The following is a 21,884-nucleotide window of genomic DNA, read 5'->3' as shown; positions in this document are numbered from 1 at the left end:
TGTGTAGGAATTTGCCTTTACCAACCCCTTGCGTAAGAGCATCCGGGCTGGTGAGAATATCCGGGCGGGAAGGGAGTTCACTCGTCGACTTTCGGGTCTGACTCGAACCAGCCGCTGTGGCGGCTCGTGACTCCCTCTCCCGCACCAAATCCTTTACTGCAAGGGCCTCCGGTAATCTTTCCGGTATGGCCCTTTTTGTCGTTCAGCTGCGCTTCGACCTCGCCGACACCGACCGCCGGCTGGCGGTCCGCCCGGCCCACCGCGAGTACCTGACGGAGCTCAAGGAGGCCGGCAAACTCGTCACCGCCGGTCCCTACCCGGACCAGACCGGCGCCCTCCTGATCTACGACGTCACCGACGAGGCCGAGCTCCGCGACATCCTCGCCAAGGACCCCTACACCCCGGCGAACGTCTACGAGATCACCACCCTGACCGAGTGGGAGCCGCTCTTCCCGATCGGCTAGTTCCCGATCGGCTGGCGGGACCTCATTGCCAGCTCAGACGTCGGCGCCTTCGAGGTCGAGGTGGTCGACGTACGCCCAGAGCCAGACGAGGGGAGCGAGGACCAGCTCGGGCTCGTTCTCCTCGTCGGCGATGAACAGCATCGAGGCCTCGCCGTTCGTGATGTCCTCGATCACTGCCTCGCACAGCTCGAGCCCGAGCTCGAACGAGACCAGCCGCGGGCCGTTCTCCCAGCGGGGCTCCGGCAGCGGCAGCACCGGCGCCTCGTCGGTCCCGTCGAGCTCGACCGAGACCTTCTGCAGCTCCTCGTAGAGGTCGAAGGTGATCAGCCCGGCCATCGGCCGCCCGTCGAGCCCGACCAGGTACGGATCGTCGGCGCCGTCGCGGAAGTTGTCGCGGATCTCCGGCAGCGCGGCCTTCAGGTCGGTCGCCTCGAGGTACGGCGCCTCGTCCAGCTCCTCGGCCGGCTCCTGGTCCGCGAGCAGTCCGCTGCGCATCTGGTCGAACTGGTGGAGCAGGTCGTTCAGCTCGTCGTACGCACCGCCACCCGGCGCCCGCTGCGCGCGTGCCTCCAGGTCCCGGAGGTGCTCGATCAGGTCGTCCTCGAAGTGCAGCTCGTACCGCGGCAGGCCCGGCTCGCGGCCGGCGTTGATCTGCGCGACCAGCTGGGTCGAGACCGGCCCGAGCCGCTCGGCCAGGACCTCGAGCGGCGTGGTCGGCTTCTCCTCGTCGTCGTGCGCGCAGGAGTCGTCCTCGCCGGATCCGTCGCCTTCCATCGCGAGCAGCACCTGGAAGGCCTGGAACGAGAGCAGCGCGGCGGTCGCCATCATCCCGTCGCCGATCAGCATCAGCGGGTTCCCGCCCGCTTCGGTACGGCGCAGGTGGTCGGGCATCAGCGTCGCGGCCTGCTCGACGTTCACCTGGCTGGCCAGCGAGGAGAGCCCGTGGTCGGCATCGACGCCGAGCAGCTCGATCAGCCGCTCCGAGCTCATGTCGAAGTTCGAGCGCAGGTAGTACCGCAGCCAGCCGGCGTCGACCGGGTTGCTGAGCAGCTCGGTGATCCGGGCCCGGAAGTCGGCCAGGTCGGCGATCGCCAGCACGACCAGCACCGGCTGATCACCGTCGCCGATCACCAACGGCCGGGTGTCACCGTTGTGGAACCCTTCGATCACCTGGTGCAGGCTGTCGGCGGCGGCGTCGAGCGGCCACGACTCCGCCTCGAACTCGTTGACCACCGCGGCGGAGGTGTCGTCGGGCATCTGTGGTTCCTCTCCTGGCGGCGGGAGTTGGGGGTAACTGTAGGCGGACAACGTCTCACCAGGTCATCAGGGTCCTCAGGGGACCCGGCTTCGGCGCGGAGGTGACATTCGCCACGCTCGTACGGCGGGTCGGTGCAGAGGTATCTCACATGTGAGATAAGGTCCGGCGCATGACCGATGACTACCTGAGCCGGATCGGCAATCTCATCCGGGACGCCCGTAAGCACCGCGGCTGGACGCAGACGCAGCTCGCGGAAGTACTGAACACCAGCCAGAGCGCGGTGAACAGGATCGAGAAGGGTCATCAGAACCTCACCCTCGAGATGCTCGCCCGGATCGGCGAGGCACTCGACTCCGAAATTGTCTCTCTCGGTGGCGGTCCGGTCCACCTCCGTGTCGCCGGTGGCCGCCAACTTTCTGGCGCGATCGACGTCAAGTCGAGCAAGAACGCCGGTGTCGCGCTGCTCTGCGCCTCGCTGCTGAACAAGGGCCGGACGACGCTGCGCAAGGTCGCGCGGATCGAGGAGGTCAACCGGCTGCTCGAAGTACTCGACTCGATCGGCGTCAGGACCACCTGGCTGAACGACGCCGGCGACCTGGAGATCGTGCCGCCGGAGCGCCTCGACCTGTCGTCGATGGACGCCGACGCGGCCCGCCGGACCCGATCCATCATCATGTTCCTCGGCCCGCTGCTGCACCGCGAGGACAACTTCGAGCTGCCGTACGCCGGCGGCTGCGACCTCGGCACCCGAACCGTCGAGCCGCACATGACCGCGCTCCGCCCGTTCGGCCTCGAGGTGAAGGCGACCGGCGGGCAGTACCACGCGCTGGTCAACCGGACGATCACGCCGGGCAAGCCGATCGTGCTCACCGAGCGCGGCGACACCGTCACCGAGAACGCGATCATGGCCGCGGCCCGGTACGACGGCGTCACCGTGATCCGCAACGCCAGCCCGAACTACATGGTCCAGGACCTGTGCTTCTACCTCGACCTGCTCGGGGTGAAGATCGACGGCATCGGCACCACCACGCTGACCGTGCACGGCAAGGCCGAGATCGACGTCGACGTCGACTACGCGCCGTCCGAGGACCCGATCGAGGCGATGAGCCTGCTCACCGCGGCGATCGTGACCAAGTCCGAGATCACCATCCGGCGGGCGCCGGTCGAGTTCCTCGAGATCGAGCTCGCGCTGCTCGAGGAGATGGGCCTGGAGTACGACCGCAGCACGGAGTACCTGGCCGAGAACGGCCGGACCCGGCTGGTCGACCTGACCACCCGGCCGTCCAAGCTGCACGCGCCGATCGACAAGATCCACCCGATGCCGTTCCCGGGCCTGAACATCGACAACCTGCCGTTCTTCGCGGTGATCGCGGCGACCGCCACCGGGCAGACGCTGATCCACGACTGGGTCTATGAGAACCGGGCGATCTACCTGACCGACCTGAACAAGCTCGGCGGCCGGGTCAAGCTGCTCGACCCGCACCGGGTGATGGTGGAGGGACCGACGCACTTCTCCGGCACCGAGATGATGTGCCCGCCGGCGCTCCGGCCGGCCGTGGTCACGCTGATCGCGATGATGGCGGCGAAGGGTACGTCGGTACTGCGCAGCGTCTACGTGATCAACCGGGGGTACGAGGACCTGGCCACCCGGCTGAACTCGCTAGGCGCTCAGATCGAGACCTTCCGGGACATCTGAGCCCTCCTGGACGCTCTGCTGGTCTTGCAAGAAGGCCACCGCCTCGGTGATCACAGCCGGGTCCTGCAGGATCCGGCTGTGGCCGAGGCCGGTGGTCGGGTGGAAGTGCGCCTGCGCGCCGTAGTTTCGCAGCAGCACGCGCGCCTGCTCGGGATGGACCACGTTGTCCTCGTCGTTGTGAACCACGAGGAGCGGCAACTTGCCGGTCATGACCGAGAACCGGGTCCAGATGTCGCGGTCGCCGTCGAAGTATCCGCGCTCGATCTCGCGCCGCAGCTGCTGGTTGACCTTCGGCCCTAGTCCGAGCGTGGCGCAGAACATGTCGGCCAGGTAGCCGAAGTCGGCGACGCCGCTGATCACCACCACGCGCTGTGCGGCGACGCCTTCGCGTAGTGCGTAGAGGACGAACGGCACGCCCAGCGAGTGGGCGATCACGCCTTCGAACGGCCCGTACCGTTTCTCGAGGGCGTGAATGATTCGTTGATGCCCGAGGATCGAGACGATCGGGCCGGGGGAGTCGCCGTGTCCGGGAGCGTCGTACGACACGGGGCTGTAGCCGAGCTCCAGCAGCCTGGTGATGAACCCGGCGTACCGCGAGGCGCGCGACCGCCAGCCGTGGACGAGTAGCACCGGCCGCCTCCCGTCACCCCAGGCGTAGGTCAGCGCGCCGTCGATCTCCTCGACGCGCGCGGCGTCGTGGACCGCGCGCTCGCTGTCCCGGACCGCGCCGCGGGCGAGCGGGCGGCGCCAGAGCGCGAACGCCAGCCGGCCGCCGAGCCGTGGTGACACCGCTCCGATGGTCCGCAACCCCGTGCCGATCAACTTCTCCATGACTCTCCTCCGGAAACTATACGAACGGTCGTATTATTAGTTTAGAACGAGGCAGTAGTCAATCGACATCTAGGATCTGACGTTGTGGAGAAGGTCGACGGACGGTTGGCGCGTGGGGACCAGACGCGGCGGACCGTGCTGCGCAAGTCGGTCGACATCGCGTCGGTGGACGGGCTCGAGGGTCTGTCGATCGGGCGGCTCGCGACCGACCTGGGGATCAGCAAGAGCGGGCTGTTCGCGCACTTCGGCTCGAAGGAGGAGCTGCAGCTCGCGACGATCCGCGCCGCGCGCCGGATCTACGCGGACAACGTGGTGATCCCGGCCTATGGGGTCGCGCCCGGGTTGGCGCGGGTGTGGGCGTTGAGCGTGCACTGGCTGGACTACTCCGAGCGCCGGGTGTTTCCGGGTGGGTGCTTCTTCCAGAAGGTGTCGCACGAGTACGCGGCGCGCACCGGGGCGGTGCAGGAGTCGCTGGCCGCCGTACACACCGAGTGGATGCAGCTGCTGGAGACGACGATCGGCGAGGCCGTGGCGGCGGGGGAGCTCGCGGTGGATCCGGCGCAGCTAGCTTTTGAGCTGAATGCGTACTACGAGGGCGCGAACCTGGCGTCGATCCTGCATTCGGACGTGTCGGCGTACTCGCAGGCTCGTCAGGCGGTGCGGAGCCGGCTGGAGTCGGTCGTCGTCGCGGGTGTCGCGGTGCCGTGGTGAATCGGCAGGTCGCGGCGGCGCCGGATCGGTGAGAAGAGCAGGACGAGGCCGGCGAGGGGCACGCCCGCGGTGGTGATCCAGAGTGCCGTGGTGAGGCCGAGGGTTTGGCCGAGCGTGCCACCGAGGAGCGCGCCGAGCGGGATGGTGCCGTAGTTGACGAACGCGCTCGTCGCGGTCAGCCGGCCGAAGAGCTCTGGTGGGCAGTAGGACTGGAGGAAGGTCGCCTTGACCACGTTGCCGCCGACGACGCCGAGGCTGACGCCGAAGGCGCCGATCACGTAGTACGCCGGACTGCGCGTCGCCAGCGGGATCAGCAGCGCCAGCGTCGGCAGGCCCAGCTCGCAGAGGAGCAGCGCCCGCGCCGTGCCAAACCTTATGGTGTGGCGGCCGAGTAGCGCACCGACGACGCCACCGCACGAGCCGGCGGCGATCAGTGTGCCGACCGTGCCGGCGGTCAGGCCGGCTTCGCGGACGAGGAAGGCGACGACGATCGCCTGGTAGCCCATCAGCCCGAGGTTCGAGACCGCGCCGAAGATCGTGAGCGTCCGCAGCCAGACGTCCTTCGCCACGAGTTCGATCCCTTGGCGGATCGCGCGTGGGCTGCGCGTGCCCGGCGTACGGCGCTCCCGGAACCGGATCGCGGCGATGCAGGCGAGCGCCACCACAAAGCTCCCGGCGTCCACGAACAATGCGTTGGTAGCCCCAATGAACTGCACCAACAGCCCACCACAGCCGAAGCCGGCGATCTGCGCCGCCGACGCCGACCCGTGCAGCTTCGCATTCCCCTCGGCGTGATCCTCCGGCTTCAAAAGCGTCGGCAGATAAGCCGTATAAGCCGTCTGAAAACACACCGCCGACGCCCCCACCAGCAACGCCACCACCAGCAACAACTGAATCGTCAGTTGCCGCCCCACCAACGGCACCACCGCCAGCAACAACGCCGAAACCCCCGAAGCCCCCACCATCACCGGCCGCCGCCGCACCCGATCAACCCAGGCCCCCACCGGCAACCCCACCACCAACCAAGGCACCCAAGCCACCGCAGCCAACAACCCCACCTCAAACGACGACGCCCCCAACCCAGAAACAGCCACCAACGGCAACGCCACCCCCGAAACCGCACTCCCAAACCGACTAACGCTCTCCCCAACCCAAAACAACCTGAAGTCCCGATCGCGCCCCAACAAACTCATGCCGACCCCACCGCCCCCGGCCCCTCACCGGACCCGGTGTCCGGGCCCGGCGCAACCACGTTGTCGAAGCCGTGGGCTTCGCCAGACCCAGGTGCTGTGCCCGCCCCTGCTGCTCCACCCGACCCCGGAGTCGGGCCTGGAGTAACCACGTTGTCGAAGCCGTGGGCTTCGCCAAGGTTTGGTGAGTGGGGGAAGGACTGGAGTTGGACTATGACTCGTTCGGCGGTTTCTTCTGTGGACTTGAGGTTTGTGTAGCGGTCGATGACCGCGGCGAGTTCTTCGTTCAGGTTGTGGAGCTGCTCCGGCGTCAACCGCAGGTCGCGCCAGTCCGACAGGCCGGCCGCGGACTTCCACTCAGCTGTCCAGTCCTCGGCGACGAAGGTCCGGACCCTGTCGTAGTACCGCTCCACCAAATCGGTGAGGTACACATCCAGCGCCCGCCTCGTCTCCGGATCGTCGGCGAACTCACCCGGATCGAGCACCGTCCGGCCCGGCACCCGCCACCAGCGCTCCCGCTTCGTCCCGCGGTCGGTGTCCTCCTCCAGGTAACCGTGCTCGGCCAGCAGCCGCAGATGCCAGCTGATCGTCCCCGTGTTCTCCCCGAGCCGAGCAGCCAGCGTGCTCGACGTAGCCGGCCCGTCCAGCTCGATCGCCTCCAAAATGCGCATCCGCAGCGGGTGAGCGAGCCCCCGAAGACTCTTCGCATCGATCCGTCGCATATATGCAGAGTAATCTCTGCAGAGACTCCTCTGCAACCAAGAACTGTCGGTACCGATCTCTACGTTGAGAGACATGCGCCCGCACGTAGTGGCTCAGCTAGCGGTCTCCCTGGACGGAGCGACGTCAGGTTTCGACGTCGACCTCGCCCGTTACTACGCGTTGGCCACCCTCTGGCAAGAGGACGTGACGCTCATCGACGCAGCAACGGTCCTGGCCGAGGAGATCGCCGTACGGGCGTCTGAGCGTCGCGGACTCCACGCGTCCGGCCCGGTCCTCGCGGTCGTCGACAGCCGCGCACAGGTCCGTTCATGGGAGTCGCTGCGCGACCTCGGCTACTGGTCCGACGTACTGGCGCTGTACGCCGACCAAACCCCGGCCCGCCCACCGGACGCGACCACCCACGAGCTCATCACCGGCTACGACGACGTAGACCTGGCCGAGGTGTTCCAGCTCCTCGGCCGCCAGGGCGTGCGGATCGTGCGAGTCGACACGCCGGCTCTCACCCGCGAGTGCCTGGAGCTCGACCTGATCGACGAGCTCACCCTCCTCGTCCACCCGGTCCGCGTCGGCGGCGAGCCGTGGTACGACGTCGACCGGCTCACCCTCCGCCACGCCGGCACCGAAGTCTTCAACGACGGCGTCCTCTGGATGCGGTACTGCGTCTCCTGAACTTCACCGGGATGTCGGCGGCCGCCGTTACTGTGTGGGGTGATGAGGAAGCAGCATGAGTGGTACGACGAGCACGACGCCGAGCGCTGGGTCGCGGAGCCGGTCAAACGACCAGGGCGGACTGCCTTCGCCCGCGACCGCGCCCGCGTGCTCCACAGCGCGGCCCTGCGACGCCTCGCCGCGAAGACCCAGGTCGCAACCGCCGGCAGCGACGACTTCGTGCGCAACCGGCTGACTCATAGCCTCGAGGTCGCCCAGATCGGCCGCGAACTCGCCGCAACGCTCGGCTGCGACCCCGATATCGTCGACGCCGCCTGCCTGTCACACGACCTCGGCCACCCGCCGTTCGGGCACAACGGCGAGCGCGCACTGGACCAGGTCGCCGCGGACATCGGCGGCTTCGAGGGCAACGCGCAGACGCTCCGCCTGCTGACCCGCCTGGAGTCGAAGACGTTCGCCGCGGACGATCGCAGCGTGGGGCTCAACCTGAGCCGCGCCACGCTCGACGCCGCGACGAAGTACCCGTGGTCGCGCCGGGAGGGTGAGCGGAAGTTCGGGGTGTACGACGACGACCTCGCGGTCTTCACCTGGCTGCGGGCCGGCGTGGGGGAGCGGCGGTGCATCGAGGCGCAGGTGATGGACTTCGCCGACGACGTGGCGTACTCCGTGCACGACGTCGAGGACGGGATTGTTGCCCACCACATCGACCTCGCCGCGGTGCACGCGGACCGAGCGCCGTACTGGGCCACAGTCCGCCAGATGTACTTGCCGGAAGCAACCGACGCCGAGCTGGACGACGGCTGGGCGCGGCTGCGCTCCCTGAACTACTGGCCGGCCGCGCGATTCGACGACAGCCGCCGCTCGCTGGCCGGCCTGAAGGACCTGACCAGCCAGCTGATCGGCCGGTTCGCCGCGGCTGCCGAGCAGGCCACCCACGCCGTCTTCGGCCGCTCCGCCCTGATCCGCTACGAGGCCGACCTGATCGTCCCCGACCGCACCCGCACCGAGATCGGCCTCCTCAAAGGCATCGGCATGCATCACGTCCTCAACTCCCCGGAACGCCAGGCCCGCCGAGCCACCCAGCGCGAGCTCCTCACCGAGCTGGTCGAGTCCCTGTGGAAGCTTGCGCCCAACTATCTCGACGCGCCCTTCCAGGCCGACTTCGCCGAAGCCGCGGACGACGCCGCCCGGCTGCGGGTCATCGTCGACCAGGTCGCGTCCCTGACCGACCCGTCAGCCCTCGCCTGGCACACCCAACTCGTCAAGGCGTGAGATCAAGAGGTTGTCGTGCGGCAACCGTTCGGCGAGGGCTAAGGTCGGAACATGAGTGCAGAGCAGCCCATCGTCATCGTCGGTGCGAGCCTCGCGGGGGAGACCGCGGCCCGGAAGTTGCGGCAGGAAGGCTACGAAGGCGGCATTGTCCTGATCGGCAGCGAGACCGAGCTGCCGTACGAGCGACCCCCGCTGTCCAAGGAGGTTCTGCTCGGCAAGAAGGACACGAGCACGGCCACCCTGCACGACCAGGACTGGTACGACGAGCACAACGTCACGCTCCGCCTCGGGACGACGGTCACCGCACTCGACCCAGCCAACCACACCGTGACGCTGGACGACGGCTCGCAGCAGCCGTACTCGAAGCTGGTCATCGCGACCGGCAGCCGTCCGCGGCATCTCGACGTACCAGGTGGTGACCTGGACGGCATCCACTACCTGCGGACGGTGCAGGACTCGCAGGCGGTCAGCGCAGCGTTCGCCAAGCAGCAGCGCGTGGTCGTGGTCGGCGCCGGCTGGATCGGCCTCGAGTCAGCGGCCGCCGCGCGCTCACGGGGCTCCGAGGTGACGGTCGTCGAGCCGCAGTCGACGGCGCTCGCGAGCGTGATGGGTGAGCAGATCGGTAACATGTTCGCGGATTTCCACCGGCAGCACGGTGTCGAGTTCCGCTTCGGCCAGGGCGTCGAGGGCTTCGAGGGCACCGGGTCCGTGACCGGCGTCCGGCTGGCCGGCGGGGAGGTGATCCCGGCGGACGTGGTGATCGTCGGCGTCGGCGTCGTACCGAACTCCGAGCTCGCCGCCGAGGCCGGCATCGAGGTGGCCACCCCGGAGAACGGCGGCGGTATCGTCACCGGCGCGGACCTGCGGACCTCGGCCGAGGACGTGTACGCCGCAGGCGACGTGGTTCGCTGGGACCACCCGTTCTTCGGCCGCTCGATCCGCGTCGAGCACTGGCAGAACGCGAAGGACTCCGGCTCCGCGGTGGCCAAGGCGCTGGTCGGCCAGGACGTCGCGCAGGACGCGATCCCGTACTTCTTCACCGACCAGTTCGACCTCGGCATGGAATACGTCGGCGACGTCCCGCGCGGGGCGTCGTACCAGGTGGTGCTGCGTGGGGACCCGAAGTCGGGTGCGTACTTCGCCTTCTGGCTGGACGACGACCGGCATGTGATGGCGGGCATGCACGTCAACAACTGGGACACCATCGACGCCATCCGCGACCTGATCCGCTCGGGCAAGCAGGTCGACCCGGAGCGCCTGGCCGACCCTGCCGTCGACCTGTCCGAGGTCTAGAGCGGGCGACGTCTAGAGCGGGTAGGTGACGTAGGCGAAGGACCTGCTGTCCGGCGACCAGCTCGGCACGTTCATGGTGCCCTGGCCGCCGAACAGCGTGGTCAGCTCGCGCACCTCTCCGTCGGAGGTGAGCAGCCGCAGCCTTACGTCGTCGATGTTGGCCGGGTGTCCTTCGGTCCCGGGCGGGAAGCTCACGTACGCCACTGCTGACCCGTCCGGCGCCTGGTGCGGGAACCAGTTCACTCGCTCGTCGTTGGTGAGCTGCTCGAGCTGGTGGGTGTCTGTGCTGATCCGGAACAGCTGCGCGTGCCCGGCGCGCTCGGAGTTGAAGTAGATCCACTTGCCGTCCGCGCTGTACTCCGACCCGTCGTCGGCGTACTCGTCGTCCGTCAGCTGCGTGTCGCGACCACCAGCGGACGGGATCGTCCACACGTTGGTGATCCGCTGGTCGCCACGCTGCTCCAGCCCGATGTAGGCGAGGGTCGTCCCGTCCGGCGAGACCCCGTGCAGGTAGTGGTGGACCCCGGGGCGCTCGTTGGTCACCCGTCGTCCACTGCCGCCGTTGAGAGGCACCGCATAGATATGACCGTCGTCAGCGGACACGTAGACGGTCGACCCGTCCGGGCTGACCACGTGGTCGTTGTTGATGTCCGGTACGCCCTGTAGCTCGATCTCCTCTAGGCGTGTGGTCACCTTGTAGAGCCGGCCGTCACCATTGACGATCAGCTCGCCCTGAGGCGTCCAGTTGGGCGCTTCGAAGAGAACAGTCTCCGAGCTGAACACCAGGCGATGCTCGTTGCTTGCAACGTCGACGACGTACAACTCGGACCGCTGACCAGGCCGCAGGGTTCTTGGCATGTCAGCAACCTAGCTCTGCGGATTGGCGACACAGCCAGGGCCCTGCAGGGACAGCTCGGCCTGCAAGATGTCGAGGTACCTGCAGCCGTCGCGCTGGTTGGGCTCGAGAATGCCGCCCTCGTGCCACTCGTTCCACGCGTAGAGGTAGACGTAGTTGTCGACGGTGGACGGACGAGTGGAAGTGTCCATGTCGGCGACGACGTTGCGCACCGCCTGCCGGTACCCGTCGAACGACTGGTCGGGCATCCAGCGGATCTTGCTGACGTCGGTCTGCTCCAGCGGGTACCGCGGGCGCTCGTCGAAGTCGGACAGCACGCAGCGCCCGTACGCACCCGACGACTGGTTGTAGAACGCGCGCTGATCACGCAGGTACGTCGCGTACGACCGGCTCTCGATGCTCGGCCCGTCGGTGGTGCAGTACGGCGCGTCCGCACCGGCGTTGCCGACCTGCTTCGGGTCGAACCCGGCCTGGTTGATCATCACGTAGATGTCCTCACCGAGCTGACTGCGCGCCTTGGCCCGCACCGCGTCGACGAACTGCTTCACCTGGGCGTTGCTGCCGTCGCCGAGCCCGCGGGCGTCGCAGATGTTCAGGATCTTGCGGCCGTCGTTGGTGCGCAGCGTGTTGTCCTGCTGCAGGTAGCGCATCAGGTTGGACGCCACCGCGTCGTACTGGGTGGTCGGGATGTTCAGGGGCGCGTACGGGTGCGCGCAGACGCCGACGGTGAAGTCGATGCTGTCCTTGTTGCGCGCCTGGAGGAACGCGTCCAGCGCGGCGGCTGTCACGGTCTGCTGCTGCTTCGTGCTGTCCCAGTACCAGTAGAAGTTGAAGAAGCTCAGGCCGGCGGACGTGGCCTGGGTGATGTGCTTCTCCAGCGTCTCCGGCTTCGAGTCGTCGTAGTACCCGATGGACGGCTCCAGGTACGACCAGTCCTCGTTGGGCCAGTTGTCGGTCGCGTAGTGCGTACCGCTGCGGAAGTCGCGGACGCCACCCCACCAGTCGTTCTCCCGGCCGTAGACCTCTTTGGTGCGGGCAATGATCGTTTGGTGGCCGTTGGCGTTGAACATGCCGAAGTACACAGCACCTGCCCGGATGAAGGTTTGGTAGACGTACCCCACCGGACCGTCGAGGGTGTAGCCGGCGTTGAGTAGCTCGCTGGTCCGCGGCGCCAGCGCAAGCCGCCACTCCCTGCCGTTGGTGAACCGCCGCAGCTGGGTGAGCCCCGGCCCCGGCTGACTGGCGACAAACCCAGCGGTCCCTTCCAACACCCAGTGCTGGGCCATCAGTGCATCTCGCTCTTGTGTACTGCTCGTAAACAGCCACTTGGTTGCGTTGGATGTCGGCTTGAGTCTGTAGAGCGCGGTCCAGCCCGCCTGCGCCTCCCGCCCGACGAACCCCGTCGTACCGGGCTGGCGCTGGTACCCGGCCGCTGTCGCCGCCGCGAGCTCGCCGGGGTCCGCGGTATACAGGCGCCCGACGCCACCCGGTGACACCAGCTCGACGAATGGGACGGGTTGGGCCGACCTGGTGATGGCCCTGGACTGCGTTGGATGCTGGTCGGCGCTGACCGGGCCGGTGGTCAAGGTGGCGGTGAGCGCGGCGGCTGCTGTGGCCGCGAGCGCGAGCAGCGCGAGTCTGCGTGGCACGTGGTTTTCCCCAGTTCGTCGTCCCGTGGCCGGGATTCCTTGCCGATGATCGTAGACTCGCGGGGTGGCAGGCCGGATCAAGGAAGAGGACATCGCGCTGGTGCGCGAGCGGGCCCGGATCGATGACGTCGTCGGCTCCTACGTGACCTTGAAGAACGCCGGTGGCGGCTCGCTCAAGGGGCTGTGCCCGTTCCACGACGAGAAGTCGCCGTCGTTCAACGTCACCCCGGCGCGCGGGTTCTTCTACTGCTTCGGCTGCCAGGAGGGCGGCGACGTCATCGACTTCATCCAGAAGATCGACCAGATCACCTTCGGTGAGGCGGTCGAGACGCTGGCGTCGAAGGTCGGCATCCAGCTCCGGTACGAGGACTCGGGCGCGCCCGTGCAGCGCGGCCCGGGGAACCAGCGGCCGCGCCTGGTCGAGGCGCACAAGGTCGCCGCGGAGTTTTACGTCGAGCAGCTGTTCGGCGCGCAGGAGGCGTCCCTCGGGCGGCAGTTCCTGGACCAGCGCGGGTTCGACAAGGACGCCGCGGTGTACTTCGGCGTCGGCTTCTCGCCGCGCGGTGGCGAGGCGCTGACCAGCCACCTCCGCGGGCGCGGCTTCACGAACGCCGAGCTGGTCGCGTCCGGTCTGGTCGCCGACGGGCAGCGCGGGCTGTACGACCGGTTCCGCGGGCGGCTGATGTGGCCGATCCGGGACGCGTCGTCGGACGTGATCGGGTTCGGCGCGCGCCGGTTGTTCGACGACGATCGGATCGAAGCGAAGTACCTGAACACCCCCGAGACCCCGATCTACAAGAAGTCCAAGGTGCTGTACGGCGTCGACCTCGCCCGGCGCGAGATCGCGAAGGGCCGGCAGGCCGTGGTCGTCGAGGGTTACACCGACGTGATGGCCTGCCACCTGGCCGGTGTCCAGACAGCGGTCGCCACCTGCGGGACGTCGTTCGGCGACGACCACGCGCGGGTGCTGCGGCAGCTGCTGCTCGACCACGACCAGTTCCGCGGCGAGGTCATCTTCACCTTCGACGGTGACGAGGCCGGGCAGCGGGCGGCGCTGAAAGCCTTCGCGGGGGACCAGGCGTTCGCCTCGCAGACGTACGTCGCGGTCGAGCCGGACGGGCTGGACCCGTGTGATCTGCGGCTGCAGAAGGGCGACGCGGCGGTCCGGGAGCTGATCGGGCGGCGGGTGCCGCTGTACCGGTTCGTGCTGACCAACGTGCTGTCGAAGTACGACTTGGATCGCGCGGACACCCGGATCGACGCGCTGCGCGACGCGGCGCGGCTGGTGATCAGCATTCGCGACCGGTCGAAGGTGGACGCATTCACCCGCGAGCTGGCCGGGCGGCTGGGGATGGACGAGGACCAGGTCCGGACCGAGGTGTACCGGGCGGCCTCGCGGCAGGGCTCTGGCCCGGCTTCCGGCCAACCTGTGCGTCCCGCTTCCGGTCAGCCTGGGGGCCCGGCTGAGGCGCCGCAGCCCCGACGGGCCGACGTGCCCTCGCCGCGCGACCCGCGGTACGTGATCGAGTGGGACGTACTGAAGGTCGCGATGCAGCACCCGGACCTGGTCGGCGTCGCCTTCGACGAGCTCGACGACCACGACTTCACCCATCCGTGGCTGGGGGCGATCCGGACCGCGATGGCGAAGGCCGGCGGTCCGGCTACGGCGGCGGCCGGCGAGGCGTGGGTGGTCGCCGTACGCGATGCCGTCGGCAACGATCCCGCCGCAGCGGTGGTCGGCGCCCTGGCGGTGGATCCGCTTCGGCTGGGCCGCGAGCCCGACGAGCCGTACGCCCAGGCCCTGCTGGCCCGGCTGCAGGAGCTGACCTGCGCCCGCCGGATCCAGGACCTGAAGTCGAAGCTGCAGCGCACCAATCCGATCGAACGCGCGGACGAGTACAACCGCATGTTCGGCGAACTGATCGCCCTCGAGGCCTACCGGGCGGACCTCCGCAAGAAGGCGATCTCAGGCGCGATCTAGTCCTCCTTCGGGTCGAGCGCGGCGAGGTGCCGGACGACTTTGTTGGCCTCCTCGATGAAGCGCTCCTTGAACTCCGCACTGTCCGGATCGAGCCCGAGCGCCCGCGCGATCTGCGGGAACACCACCGGCGCTGAGGCGAGGCCGAACAGCGCGAGACCGACGTACGCCGGATCGAGGTCGGCGGCGAGCTCACCCGCCTCCTTCCGCCGCTTGAAGTCTTCCAGCATGTCCTGGAAGCGGGCGCGCTGCCCTTCCTCGTCATGGCTGGTGGTGTCGCGGTCGATCGCCGTCCGGACGAGCATCCGGAGCATGTCGGGCTGCGCAATCGCGGCGCCCGCGTACGCCCCGACGACCTCGCCGAGCGTCTCGGCCTCCGCGGTCACGGCAGGCTCGCCGGCGCGCCAACTGTCGGCGACCGCGCGGTAGAGACCCTCCTTGCCGCCGAAGTAGTACGAGATCAGTTGCTTGTTCACGCCCGCGCGGGTGGCGATCTCGCTGACCCGCGCGCCGCCGAACCCGCGCGCGCCGAACTCGATCACCGCCGCGTCCAGGAGGAGCTTCTTGGTCCGCTCCGGGTCGCGTTGCCGCTCGTCCGGTCCAGGTGATCTCCGCACGCAAGTCATGGTAGCGGACTGCCATCCGGTGTGCTAACTTAATCAACCAGACGGATGACTGAAGCATCTCTACGGATGATTGAAGAGGTCGATGAGGGTCGCGATCATGGGAGCGGGGATCGGTGGACTGGCGCTGGCCCAGGGGCTGCGCAAGGCAGGCGTGGACGTCGCGGTGTTCGAGCGCGACCCGTCACCGCAGTACCGAAAACAGGGATACCGGATTCACATCAGTCCGGTGGGGGAGTCGTCGCTCGCCGCCGTGCTCCCGGGCGCGATCCTGCAACGGGTGGTCGACACAGCGACGCAGCCGGGGGACCTGGTGGCGGGCTTCGACTCACAGCTGAACGAGCAATTCTCGCAGGTGTTCCCGGTCGCCGGACCATCGTCGGTGACATCGGTGGATAGGTACGCGTTCCGCCGAGCGCTGATGACCGGTCTCGACGACGTACTTTCCTTCGGCAAGTCCTTCGAGTCGTACGTCGAGACTTCCGACGGCGTCGAGATCTCGTTCGCCGACGGGACGTCCGCGACGGCCGACGTACTAGTCGGAGCAGACGGCGTGGGCTCGCGCGTCCGTGCCCAGCTCCTGCCGGCGCTCGGCGTCATCGACATCGGGGTCCGCTGCATCTACGGCAAGGTCCCGCTGACGCCGGCCGTCCGAGACCTCACACCTCAACCCTTCCTCCGAGGCTTCTGCTTCGCCTCGGACAACGCCGGTCTCGGCCTGGCCTTCGCGCCTGTCGTCTTCCGAACACCGCCCGAGGAGTACGGCGACTACCTCATGGCAGTGATGACCGGCACCAACGCCGTACTGGGCTACTCCGACGACGAGCTCTACACCATGGGTGCACCCTCCCTGTGGGACCTCGTCGCCGAACGCACCGCGGACTGGCATCCCTCAATCCGCGCGCTGGTGGCCGCCGGCGATGTCAACGCGGCCTTCCCCATCAGCCTGCGCACGTCGTTGACGATCGAGCCCTGGCCGCCCAGCCGCGTCACCCTCCTGGGCGACGCTGTCCACCCCATGACCCCCGCGGCCGGCGCCGGTGCCAACACCGCGCTCTGGGACGCAGCCCAACTCACCGCCGCCCTGACCTCAGCCAAACCGTTGCCCGAGGCACTCACCACCTACCAGAACGCCATGACGACCAACGGCCAAGCCATCGTGACCGAGTCCCTCCACAACGCCGAGCGGATGTTCAACATCAAAGTCCCTGTGCCTTAAGCCACTGAAGCAGCACGAGCCCCGCCTCATGCCGAGCCCTCGCATACATCTCGAGCGCCGGCGTAGGCCTCTCCAGCAAGGGATACGACGACGCAAGCAGGTATGCACACCCAACAGCAACCACAGCCTCAAGATCCGCCGCCCGCGCCCCCGGACACTCCGCCCGATAAGCATCCAGAAACTTCGCCAACCCGCTGACCCATTCATCGCCAAGCAAAACCGTCCGCGGATCAAGCGCGATTCTCGAGATCTCCCAGGCCACAGACCGCACCCCGGGCGGCTGAAAATCAATCACGCCGACAACCCGATCCCCGTCCAACAACACATTCGGCGACGCCAGATCCCCATGCACAACCTGCACCGCCAACTCCGGCAACCCCGCCAGAATCCCCTCAACCCGAGGTAGCAACTCCCGCCGCTCCGTAGCTGCCGCAACCGCCCAACCCTCGTACGATCCAGCCGCGGCCTCACCGTGTCTGGCAATCACCCGATCAAACTGCTCCTGCGCCCGCCCAACGTCCCGCACCACCACTCCCGGCATCAGCGTTGGCCGCCCCAACGGATGCGCCGCCAACCGCCGGTGCAACCGTCCAACCACACCCCCAATGGCGGCCCACTGCCCACCTGCAATTCCACTCTCCGCGGTGTCTCCCTGCACGAACTCCCAGACCGACATCGGCAGGCTGTCGCAGATCAGCCCGCCGGCAGCACTTCGCAGTACTGCCGGCACCGGCACCCCGCCAGCCCGAGCAAACCCGGCCAGCTCAACGGCCGCCAGCTCGTGCCCCAGCGTCCCTCGATCCCGATAGACCTTCACGAACCACTGCCGGCCGGCGTCGTCCTCCACGCGAAAGTTGGTGGTAACCGTCCCCGCCACGATCCGAGTCACCTCGGCCGCCCGCACGCCGTACTCCCGGCGCAGAGCCTCAACCAGCGTCGCCCGTGCCCCATCCCACACGGCCCCAACTCTGGCACGCCGCCGAGCTAGTTCTTCGTCATCGCCCTTCCTGCTCGAGCGTGGCGAAGTACGTGTTGAGCGCCTGCCAGGCATGCCATGCCCTGGTGACGCCGAACTGCGCGTTGAACCGCAGAGCAGCCCGCACGTCCTCCCGCTCCGCGCCGCCACGCATGGCCCGACCAACGTGCGTGCGGAAGGTGTCTGCCAGCGTTTGGTAGTGGAGGTCGACGCTCAGGCTGACCAACCCACGCTCACGTTCGGAGAGCGTGCCCGGCTCATGTCCGGAGCGCATCCGCGACTGCAGATCGAAGTGCTCGAGGAAGTGCACATCAAGCTCGGCCAGCGTCTCCCGAACAGGCTCCGGCAATGGACTCGCGGCCGCACCGGCACCTGTAGCAACCAGTTCGTCAGCGAGCAGTTCAGCAACCGGGGGAGCGATCCCCAAGCTCACCTCAAGCTCAACCAACCGCTCGAGCGCCGCGGCCGCAACGTGGTAACCACTGTCGTAGGACACGAATCGCAACAGCGTCCGAACATCGGCCGTGGACACCCCAGCCGCCAGTCCCATCCGAACGTCATCGTCGAAACCGCGACCCAAGCTCGCGTGGCAGACGTGCGCCGTCACCCGAAGAAACGTCTTCTCTCGTGCCGTCAACTCCGGAATCGCATCCGCATGCTCCGCAGTCGCCCGATACATCTGCCCGAACACCGGGTCCAGCTCCACCAACCGAAGCGCGCCGGCCATGGACTCATACGTAGTACTCACTCGCTACCCCTCCTATACGCCCGTAGCGCTACACCTGTAGCCCTAAAGACTGTACGGCCGTAGCACTACAGCTGTCCAGCTAAACTGAGGAGGTCATGACCGATACCCCGGAGACGCGAAGGCGGCCGAATGCACGCGGCCGCGGCGAAGTCCTACGCGAGGAGATCCTCGCCGCGGCGACCGTCATGCTCGACGACTTAGCCGACGACGAGGCACTGTCCCTCCGAGCCGTCGCCCGAGCAGTCTCGATCGCGGCGACTTCGGTCTACCTGTACTTCCCCGACCGCGACGCACTGGTCCTCGCCGTACTCCAGCGCTGCCACGAAGACCTCGTCACCACCGGCGACGAAGCCGCGGCCGCAGCTCCAGACCCTGCCGCAGCCCTCCGCGCCCGCATCCTCGCGCAGGCAAACTGGGCCCTCGCCCACCCCGGCATCTACAAGGTCCTCCACGAAAGCACGGTCCACCGCCGCCAAGGCATGCCCTTCAAACAAACCCTGATCGACCGCACCACCGCAGCAGTCCAAGCCTGCATGACCACCGGCGCCGCCCCACCCGACGACCCCCTCACCGTCACCATCGACCTCCGCACCGCCATCAACGGCATGCTCGCCCAAAGAATCAACGAACCAGACCTCCCCTGGCCCCCACTGGCCCACCAAGCCGACCGCTTCCTCACAAAACTCGTCGGCCTTCCCCCGCCACCCACGCCCTGATCACACGGGAGCGTCTGTTGGAGCTCGACTTCTCACTCGACGCTGCAGCCAGGTCAGCTAGGCGATCTCGGTGGATCGCCGGGTCCGGAAGTCGAACCTCACCTTGAGCGGGAAGGCATAGCTGCCGTCCGGCTCGGGCGGGAAGTAGAAGTTGCCGTGAGCGTCGTGGGCCACCTGGTGCGTGAAGATGAACGGAATCGGCAGCCTCGCGTCGATCGAGTTGACGTCGACCGCGAAGATCACCGGTCCGGTGCCGTCCTCGCCGGTGTACTGCCGCAAGCTCTGGCCGGCCGGGAAGCTCAGCTGAAAGGTGCCGTCGGGCGCACAGGCTACGGACTGCGAGGCCACGGCGCTGCTGGTGCTGCCGCCGGGATAGATGCGCAGCTCCACCTCGCAGAACGAGATCGGACGCCCGCGGGTGTCGATGACGGTGCCTTGACGAGTGGCGTCGCCGCGGGGGCTTTGGTGGGAGCTGGCGTCGTCGGCGTACTCGGACCGACCGAGGTGGTTCGCGTCGGTGGGTCGTTCAGCATCACGAACGCGCCAACGCCTAGAGCCAGCAGCACTGCGCCGGCTGCAATCAATCCGCGTACTCCGCTCCTCACCACGCAGCTCCCGTCTCGAGTCCGTGCCGTCGAAGAACCGTCGCATCCGGACGCACCAAAGAACCGCAGCTTGCCGCTTCCTGCCACACCGCACCGCGCCCGCACGAACCGCCTGCAAGCCGCGATCCCGACTCTGCCAAGGACCATCCCCACGACGTCCTGCTGCTCGACTCGGGCGGCACCAGTCCTCAAGTCGACCCCTCCAGGCCGCTCTACCCACTTTGGGAGACGCGCCTTCATGTCACGAGCCATGTCACGCGGAGGCGTCCGTGGCGACAGACGTCAGATCACCGTTGCGGATCTACACCCACTGCCACTCAGTCCTGATGGGATCGCCATAGACCCGTGATGAGTGCCTTATATCCGGGACCGTCTCCCGCCGGGCGCCCACATTCCCAGTCCCGACCGTCCTCGTGGATGGGTGGCGTGCAGACTCGGTGGGGAGCACTCTGTCATTGGGGGAGGGTTCCATGACCGATGTGCGCCGCCAAGGCTCCCGCAAAATTCGCCGTGCAGTAGTTGGTGGACTGTGGTTGGCCGTACTTGTGCTGATCGCCGCCGTCCGGCGAACTGGTGAGCCGCGGAGCGCTGGTGGAACCCGGACAGAGGCTAGCGATGGCGGAACCCCTCGATCACGACTCAGTGGTCATCCTGAGCGCCACCGGCCCTTACGCCTGAGTGCCCTTTGGGTAACAGCGTTACTCGTGGCTGCTTTGAACCAGGTACTGGTCGGCCAGGTATTACTGCTACCCAGCGTCTTGAGCCTCTTGCCTTGGACACTGCCTCTGCTGGTAGCCGCTATCTGGACCTTTGCGCCACGCCTGCGGAGTTGGAGCCGCTACGCTCAGCGGTTCGCGCTCGGCGCGGTCTGGCTCGAAGCTTTGCTTGTTGCAAAGGTCTTAGCTGAGATGAGCCACATACCACTCAACAACGAACCGATGGCCCCCGACGACGCGTGGACGTTGCCTCTCGCAGCCGCCCTTGGTCTTACAGTGGTTGCCAGTCTGCGGATCCGGCGATGGTTACCCGAGTCTCGTCGTCGGGTCGCTGCCGGTCTACTGCTGTTGATTGCGGCGCTGTGGTTGGTCGCAAAGGTTGGACCGTTGGGAGCGCTGCTGGTGCTAGCGGGCGGTGGCGCAGTTGCCCTGGCAGTCGTTTGGGTGCTCGTCGTACCACGCCGACTTGCCCCGCCACTGGTTGCTGACACTTTGAACACCCTTGGAGTTCGCGACCGCATTGAATTGGGGGATGCACGTCTCAAGCTCCAAAATGACCTGCGCTCCACCGCGTTACAGACTCTCGCCGCGGTGGCGGTGCTCGCAGGAGCTGTCCTTGCCTTCGAGCAACTCGCCGAGGATCGGCGACAGGCGACCGTCACCCAGGACCTCACGCGGCAAGGGCAGACGAGCGAGCGATTCACTCGTGCGATCAATCAACTCGAGAGCGACCGAGCCGAGGTGCAACTCGGAGGTATCTATGGGTTGGCGCAAATTGCTCACCAGGCTCCAGATAATCGTCTCGCGGTCCGGGAGGTGCTGGTCGCCTATTTGCACCGTCGCAGTCCCAGACTGGCAACCGTGGCGCCACGGCACCCGTCGATGCTGCGGTTGCGCGCACCCGATGTGCAGGCCGCCCTCAGCGTTCTGGTGCGGCTTGAGCATGATGACCACTACGACTTGGTACCGCTCGATCTGAGCGGATTAGACCTGAGCGGCGCTGAGATCAGGGGTGAGACAACGCTTGGAGTCAATAACATATTTCACTACAGGGGCGCCGATCTCAGTGCAGCCGACCTCCAGGGCACGGACCTTCGCCGCGCGGTCTTCTATGGCGTGCATCTGGATCGAACCGATTTTAGTGGCGCCGATCTTAGTGCAGCTGATTTTAGTTTAGTGAATTCTGAGTTTGATTCTCATATCGGGACAGCGAAATTCTCCGACGCCGTCATGGACGAGGCTACGGATTGGGGGGAGATTGACCCTGGTAGTTTGAAAGGTCGTTGACGGTCGACATTGCGCGTTCGGGTGGAACGACGGTGCCGGGGCGCCACCTCTCGGACGGCGGCCATTCCGGGGGCAGCCGGTGCGGCCTTCTCTGCTATGTCGCTCGCAACATGAGTTCAGCGGCGCCTCGTAGTAGCTGTGGCGGCCAACGTCATCCGCGCGGGCGTGCATGACTGAGCGTTGTCGCACTCGCTTCGCGCCGAACCTTGCGACTTTTGCACATCGCATCCAACATCATCTGCCACCTAACGCTCTGCTTCCCTGGACCTGAAGCGATCCCGACGGATGTCTCCGGATCGATGCGCGCGAAGTTGAGTCCCCGATAGTGGTGTAGCGCGGTTGTCGGGCTCGTCGTAGACGAGTACGCGGCCACCGCGTGATCCTTCGAGTCAACCTTCCACAGA

20 protein-coding genes are annotated in these 21,884 nt (G+C 67.2%); 10 read left to right on the top strand and 10 right to left on the bottom strand.

Annotation, left to right across the window (positions count from 1 at the left end; genetic code table 11):
* Window positions 1-185: 185 nt before the first annotated feature.
* Complete coding sequence (locus tag AB0E69_RS38455) at window positions 186-464, top strand: muconolactone Delta-isomerase family protein (protein WP_360158401.1); 279 nt, start codon at window positions 186-188, stop codon at window positions 462-464.
* A gap of 33 nt (window positions 465-497) precedes the next feature.
* Here AB0E69_RS38455 and AB0E69_RS38450 read toward each other — a convergent pair whose 3' ends face one another.
* Entirely contained in the window at window positions 498-1,721 is a 1,224-nt protein-coding gene (locus AB0E69_RS38450; RefSeq protein ID WP_360158398.1) for a hypothetical protein, read from the bottom strand.
* 170 nt (window positions 1,722-1,891) lie between these two features.
* Here AB0E69_RS38450 and AB0E69_RS38445 point away from each other — a divergent pair, with 170 nt between their 5' ends.
* Complete coding sequence (locus AB0E69_RS38445) at window positions 1,892-3,418, top strand: UDP-N-acetylglucosamine 1-carboxyvinyltransferase (RefSeq protein ID WP_360158395.1); 1,527 nt, start codon at window positions 1,892-1,894, stop codon at window positions 3,416-3,418.
* On the opposite strand, the gene AB0E69_RS38440 is transcribed toward AB0E69_RS38445, so the two are convergent.
* Window positions 3,383-4,249, bottom strand: a complete 867-nt coding sequence (locus AB0E69_RS38440) for an alpha/beta hydrolase (RefSeq protein WP_360158392.1) — start codon at window positions 4,247-4,249, stop codon at window positions 3,383-3,385. The two genes, AB0E69_RS38445 and AB0E69_RS38440, sit on opposite strands and share 36 nt — an antisense overlap.
* An 84-nt stretch (window positions 4,250-4,333) precedes the next feature.
* On the opposite strand from AB0E69_RS38440, the gene AB0E69_RS38435 reads away from it, so the two are divergent.
* Complete coding sequence (locus tag AB0E69_RS38435; RefSeq protein ID WP_360158389.1) at window positions 4,334-4,960, top strand: TetR/AcrR family transcriptional regulator; 627 nt, start codon at window positions 4,334-4,336, stop codon at window positions 4,958-4,960.
* Here AB0E69_RS38435 and AB0E69_RS38430 read toward each other — a convergent pair.
* Together AB0E69_RS38430 and AB0E69_RS38425 are read right to left on the bottom strand one after the other, a co-directional pair.
* Entirely contained in the window at window positions 4,900-6,153 is a 1,254-nt protein-coding gene (locus AB0E69_RS38430) for an MFS transporter (protein WP_360158386.1), read from the bottom strand. The genes AB0E69_RS38435 and AB0E69_RS38430 overlap by 61 nt on opposite strands.
* Complete coding sequence (locus AB0E69_RS38425) at window positions 6,150-6,872, bottom strand: helix-turn-helix domain-containing protein (RefSeq protein WP_360158383.1); 723 nt, start codon at window positions 6,870-6,872, stop codon at window positions 6,150-6,152. Before AB0E69_RS38425 ends, AB0E69_RS38430 begins: the two co-directional genes overlap by 4 nt.
* 73 nt (window positions 6,873-6,945) lie before the next feature.
* Here AB0E69_RS38425 and AB0E69_RS38420 point away from each other — a divergent pair, with 73 nt between their 5' ends.
* Genes AB0E69_RS38420 through AB0E69_RS38410 form a run of 3 tightly spaced genes read left to right on the top strand, consistent with a single transcriptional unit; the run spans window position 6,946 to window position 10,107 of the window.
* Complete coding sequence (locus AB0E69_RS38420) at window positions 6,946-7,542, top strand: dihydrofolate reductase family protein (protein ID WP_360158380.1); 597 nt, start codon at window positions 6,946-6,948, stop codon at window positions 7,540-7,542.
* 42 nt (window positions 7,543-7,584) lie between these two features.
* Window positions 7,585-8,814 (top strand): deoxyguanosinetriphosphate triphosphohydrolase, encoded by a 1,230-nt coding sequence (locus AB0E69_RS38415; protein WP_360158377.1) that lies wholly within the window; start codon window positions 7,585-7,587, stop codon window positions 8,812-8,814.
* A 51-nt stretch (window positions 8,815-8,865) separates the two neighbouring features.
* Window positions 8,866-10,107 carry an FAD-dependent oxidoreductase gene (locus AB0E69_RS38410; protein WP_360158374.1) on the top strand — a complete coding sequence of 414 codons (1,242 nt, stop codon included), beginning with the start codon at window positions 8,866-8,868 and terminating at the stop codon, window positions 10,105-10,107.
* Between the two features lie 12 nt (window positions 10,108-10,119).
* Here the strand turns inward: AB0E69_RS38410 and AB0E69_RS38405 are convergent, their stop codons facing one another.
* Complete coding sequence (locus AB0E69_RS38405) at window positions 10,120-10,965, bottom strand: biopolymer transporter Tol (RefSeq protein ID WP_360158371.1); 846 nt, start codon at window positions 10,963-10,965, stop codon at window positions 10,120-10,122.
* A 9-nt stretch (window positions 10,966-10,974) separates the two neighbouring features.
* Complete coding sequence (locus tag AB0E69_RS38400; RefSeq protein WP_360158368.1) at window positions 10,975-12,612, bottom strand: glycoside hydrolase family 99-like domain-containing protein; 1,638 nt, start codon at window positions 12,610-12,612, stop codon at window positions 10,975-10,977.
* 64 nt (window positions 12,613-12,676) lie between these two features.
* On the opposite strand from AB0E69_RS38400, the gene dnaG reads away from it, so the two are divergent.
* Window positions 12,677-14,593: a DNA primase gene (gene dnaG / locus AB0E69_RS38395; RefSeq protein WP_360158365.1), complete on the top strand. Its 1,917-nt coding sequence runs from the start codon at window positions 12,677-12,679 to the stop codon at window positions 14,591-14,593.
* Here the strand turns inward: dnaG and AB0E69_RS38390 are convergent.
* Complete coding sequence (locus AB0E69_RS38390) at window positions 14,590-15,207, bottom strand: TetR family transcriptional regulator (RefSeq protein WP_360158362.1); 618 nt, start codon at window positions 15,205-15,207, stop codon at window positions 14,590-14,592. The genes dnaG and AB0E69_RS38390 overlap by 4 nt on opposite strands.
* A 91-nt stretch (window positions 15,208-15,298) precedes the next feature.
* Between AB0E69_RS38390 and AB0E69_RS38385 the strand changes: the two genes are divergently transcribed.
* The gene (locus AB0E69_RS38385; protein WP_360158359.1) at window positions 15,299-16,432 is read left to right on the top strand and encodes an FAD-dependent monooxygenase; all 1,134 of its coding nucleotides are present in this window, start codon (window positions 15,299-15,301) and stop codon (window positions 16,430-16,432) included.
* On the opposite strand, the gene AB0E69_RS38380 is transcribed toward AB0E69_RS38385, so the two are convergent.
* Together AB0E69_RS38380 and AB0E69_RS38375 are read right to left on the bottom strand one after the other, a co-directional pair.
* Window positions 16,413-17,390 (bottom strand): phosphotransferase, encoded by a 978-nt coding sequence (locus tag AB0E69_RS38380; RefSeq protein WP_360158356.1) that lies wholly within the window; start codon window positions 17,388-17,390, stop codon window positions 16,413-16,415. The genes AB0E69_RS38385 and AB0E69_RS38380 overlap by 20 nt on opposite strands.
* Window positions 17,391-17,427: 37 nt before the next feature.
* Window positions 17,428-18,156, bottom strand: coding sequence for a carboxymuconolactone decarboxylase family protein (locus tag AB0E69_RS38375; protein ID WP_360158353.1), 729 nt, complete (start codon window positions 18,154-18,156; stop codon window positions 17,428-17,430).
* A 95-nt stretch (window positions 18,157-18,251) separates the two neighbouring features.
* On the opposite strand from AB0E69_RS38375, the gene AB0E69_RS38370 reads away from it, so the two are divergent.
* Window positions 18,252-18,872 (top strand): TetR/AcrR family transcriptional regulator, encoded by a 621-nt coding sequence (locus AB0E69_RS38370; protein ID WP_360158350.1) that lies wholly within the window; start codon window positions 18,252-18,254, stop codon window positions 18,870-18,872.
* A gap of 57 nt (window positions 18,873-18,929) precedes the next feature.
* Here the strand turns inward: AB0E69_RS38370 and AB0E69_RS38365 are convergent, their stop codons facing one another.
* Entirely contained in the window at window positions 18,930-19,523 is a 594-nt protein-coding gene (locus tag AB0E69_RS38365; protein WP_360158347.1) for a hypothetical protein, read from the bottom strand.
* A gap of 658 nt (window positions 19,524-20,181) precedes the next feature.
* Here AB0E69_RS38365 and AB0E69_RS38360 point away from each other — a divergent pair.
* Entirely contained in the window at window positions 20,182-21,480 is a 1,299-nt protein-coding gene (locus tag AB0E69_RS38360; RefSeq protein ID WP_360158344.1) for a pentapeptide repeat-containing protein, read from the top strand.
* Window positions 21,481-21,884 lie beyond the last annotated feature (404 nt).

The organism is Kribbella sp. NPDC026611, assembly GCF_040638345.1.
Taxonomy (GTDB): Bacteria; Actinomycetota; Actinomycetes; order Propionibacteriales; family Kribbellaceae; genus Kribbella.
Note: the sequence above shows the minus strand (reverse complement) of the source record. Positions and strands in the feature narration are given on the sequence as shown.

Excerpts from the sequence above, each read along its gene's own strand:
- AB0E69_RS38385 (WP_360158359.1), top strand. The coding sequence starts at position 15,299 with ATGAGGGTCGCGATCATGGGAGCGGGGATCGGTGGACTGGCGCTGGCC.
- AB0E69_RS38420 (WP_360158380.1), top strand. The coding sequence starts at position 6,946 with ATGCGCCCGCACGTAGTGGCTCAGCTAGCGGTCTCCCTGGACGGAGCG.
- AB0E69_RS38370 (WP_360158350.1), top strand. The coding sequence starts at position 18,252 with ATGACCGATACCCCGGAGACGCGAAGGCGGCCGAATGCACGCGGCCGC.
- AB0E69_RS38425 (WP_360158383.1), bottom strand. The coding sequence starts at position 6,872 with ATGCGACGGATCGATGCGAAGAGTCTTCGGGGGCTCGCTCACCCGCTG.
- AB0E69_RS38410 (WP_360158374.1), top strand. The coding sequence starts at position 8,866 with ATGAGTGCAGAGCAGCCCATCGTCATCGTCGGTGCGAGCCTCGCGGGG.
- AB0E69_RS38415 (WP_360158377.1), top strand. The coding sequence starts at position 7,585 with ATGAGGAAGCAGCATGAGTGGTACGACGAGCACGACGCCGAGCGCTGG.
- AB0E69_RS38450 (WP_360158398.1), bottom strand. The coding sequence starts at position 1,721 with ATGCCCGACGACACCTCCGCCGCGGTGGTCAACGAGTTCGAGGCGGAG.
- AB0E69_RS38440 (WP_360158392.1), bottom strand. The coding sequence starts at position 4,249 with ATGGAGAAGTTGATCGGCACGGGGTTGCGGACCATCGGAGCGGTGTCA.
- AB0E69_RS38430 (WP_360158386.1), bottom strand. The coding sequence starts at position 6,153 with ATGAGTTTGTTGGGGCGCGATCGGGACTTCAGGTTGTTTTGGGTTGGG.
- AB0E69_RS38365 (WP_360158347.1), bottom strand. The coding sequence starts at position 19,523 with ATGCGACGGTTCTTCGACGGCACGGACTCGAGACGGGAGCTGCGTGGT.
- AB0E69_RS38445 (WP_360158395.1), top strand. The coding sequence starts at position 1,892 with ATGACCGATGACTACCTGAGCCGGATCGGCAATCTCATCCGGGACGCC.
- AB0E69_RS38455 (WP_360158401.1), top strand. The coding sequence starts at position 186 with ATGGCCCTTTTTGTCGTTCAGCTGCGCTTCGACCTCGCCGACACCGAC.
- AB0E69_RS38405 (WP_360158371.1), bottom strand. The coding sequence starts at position 10,965 with ATGCCAAGAACCCTGCGGCCTGGTCAGCGGTCCGAGTTGTACGTCGTC.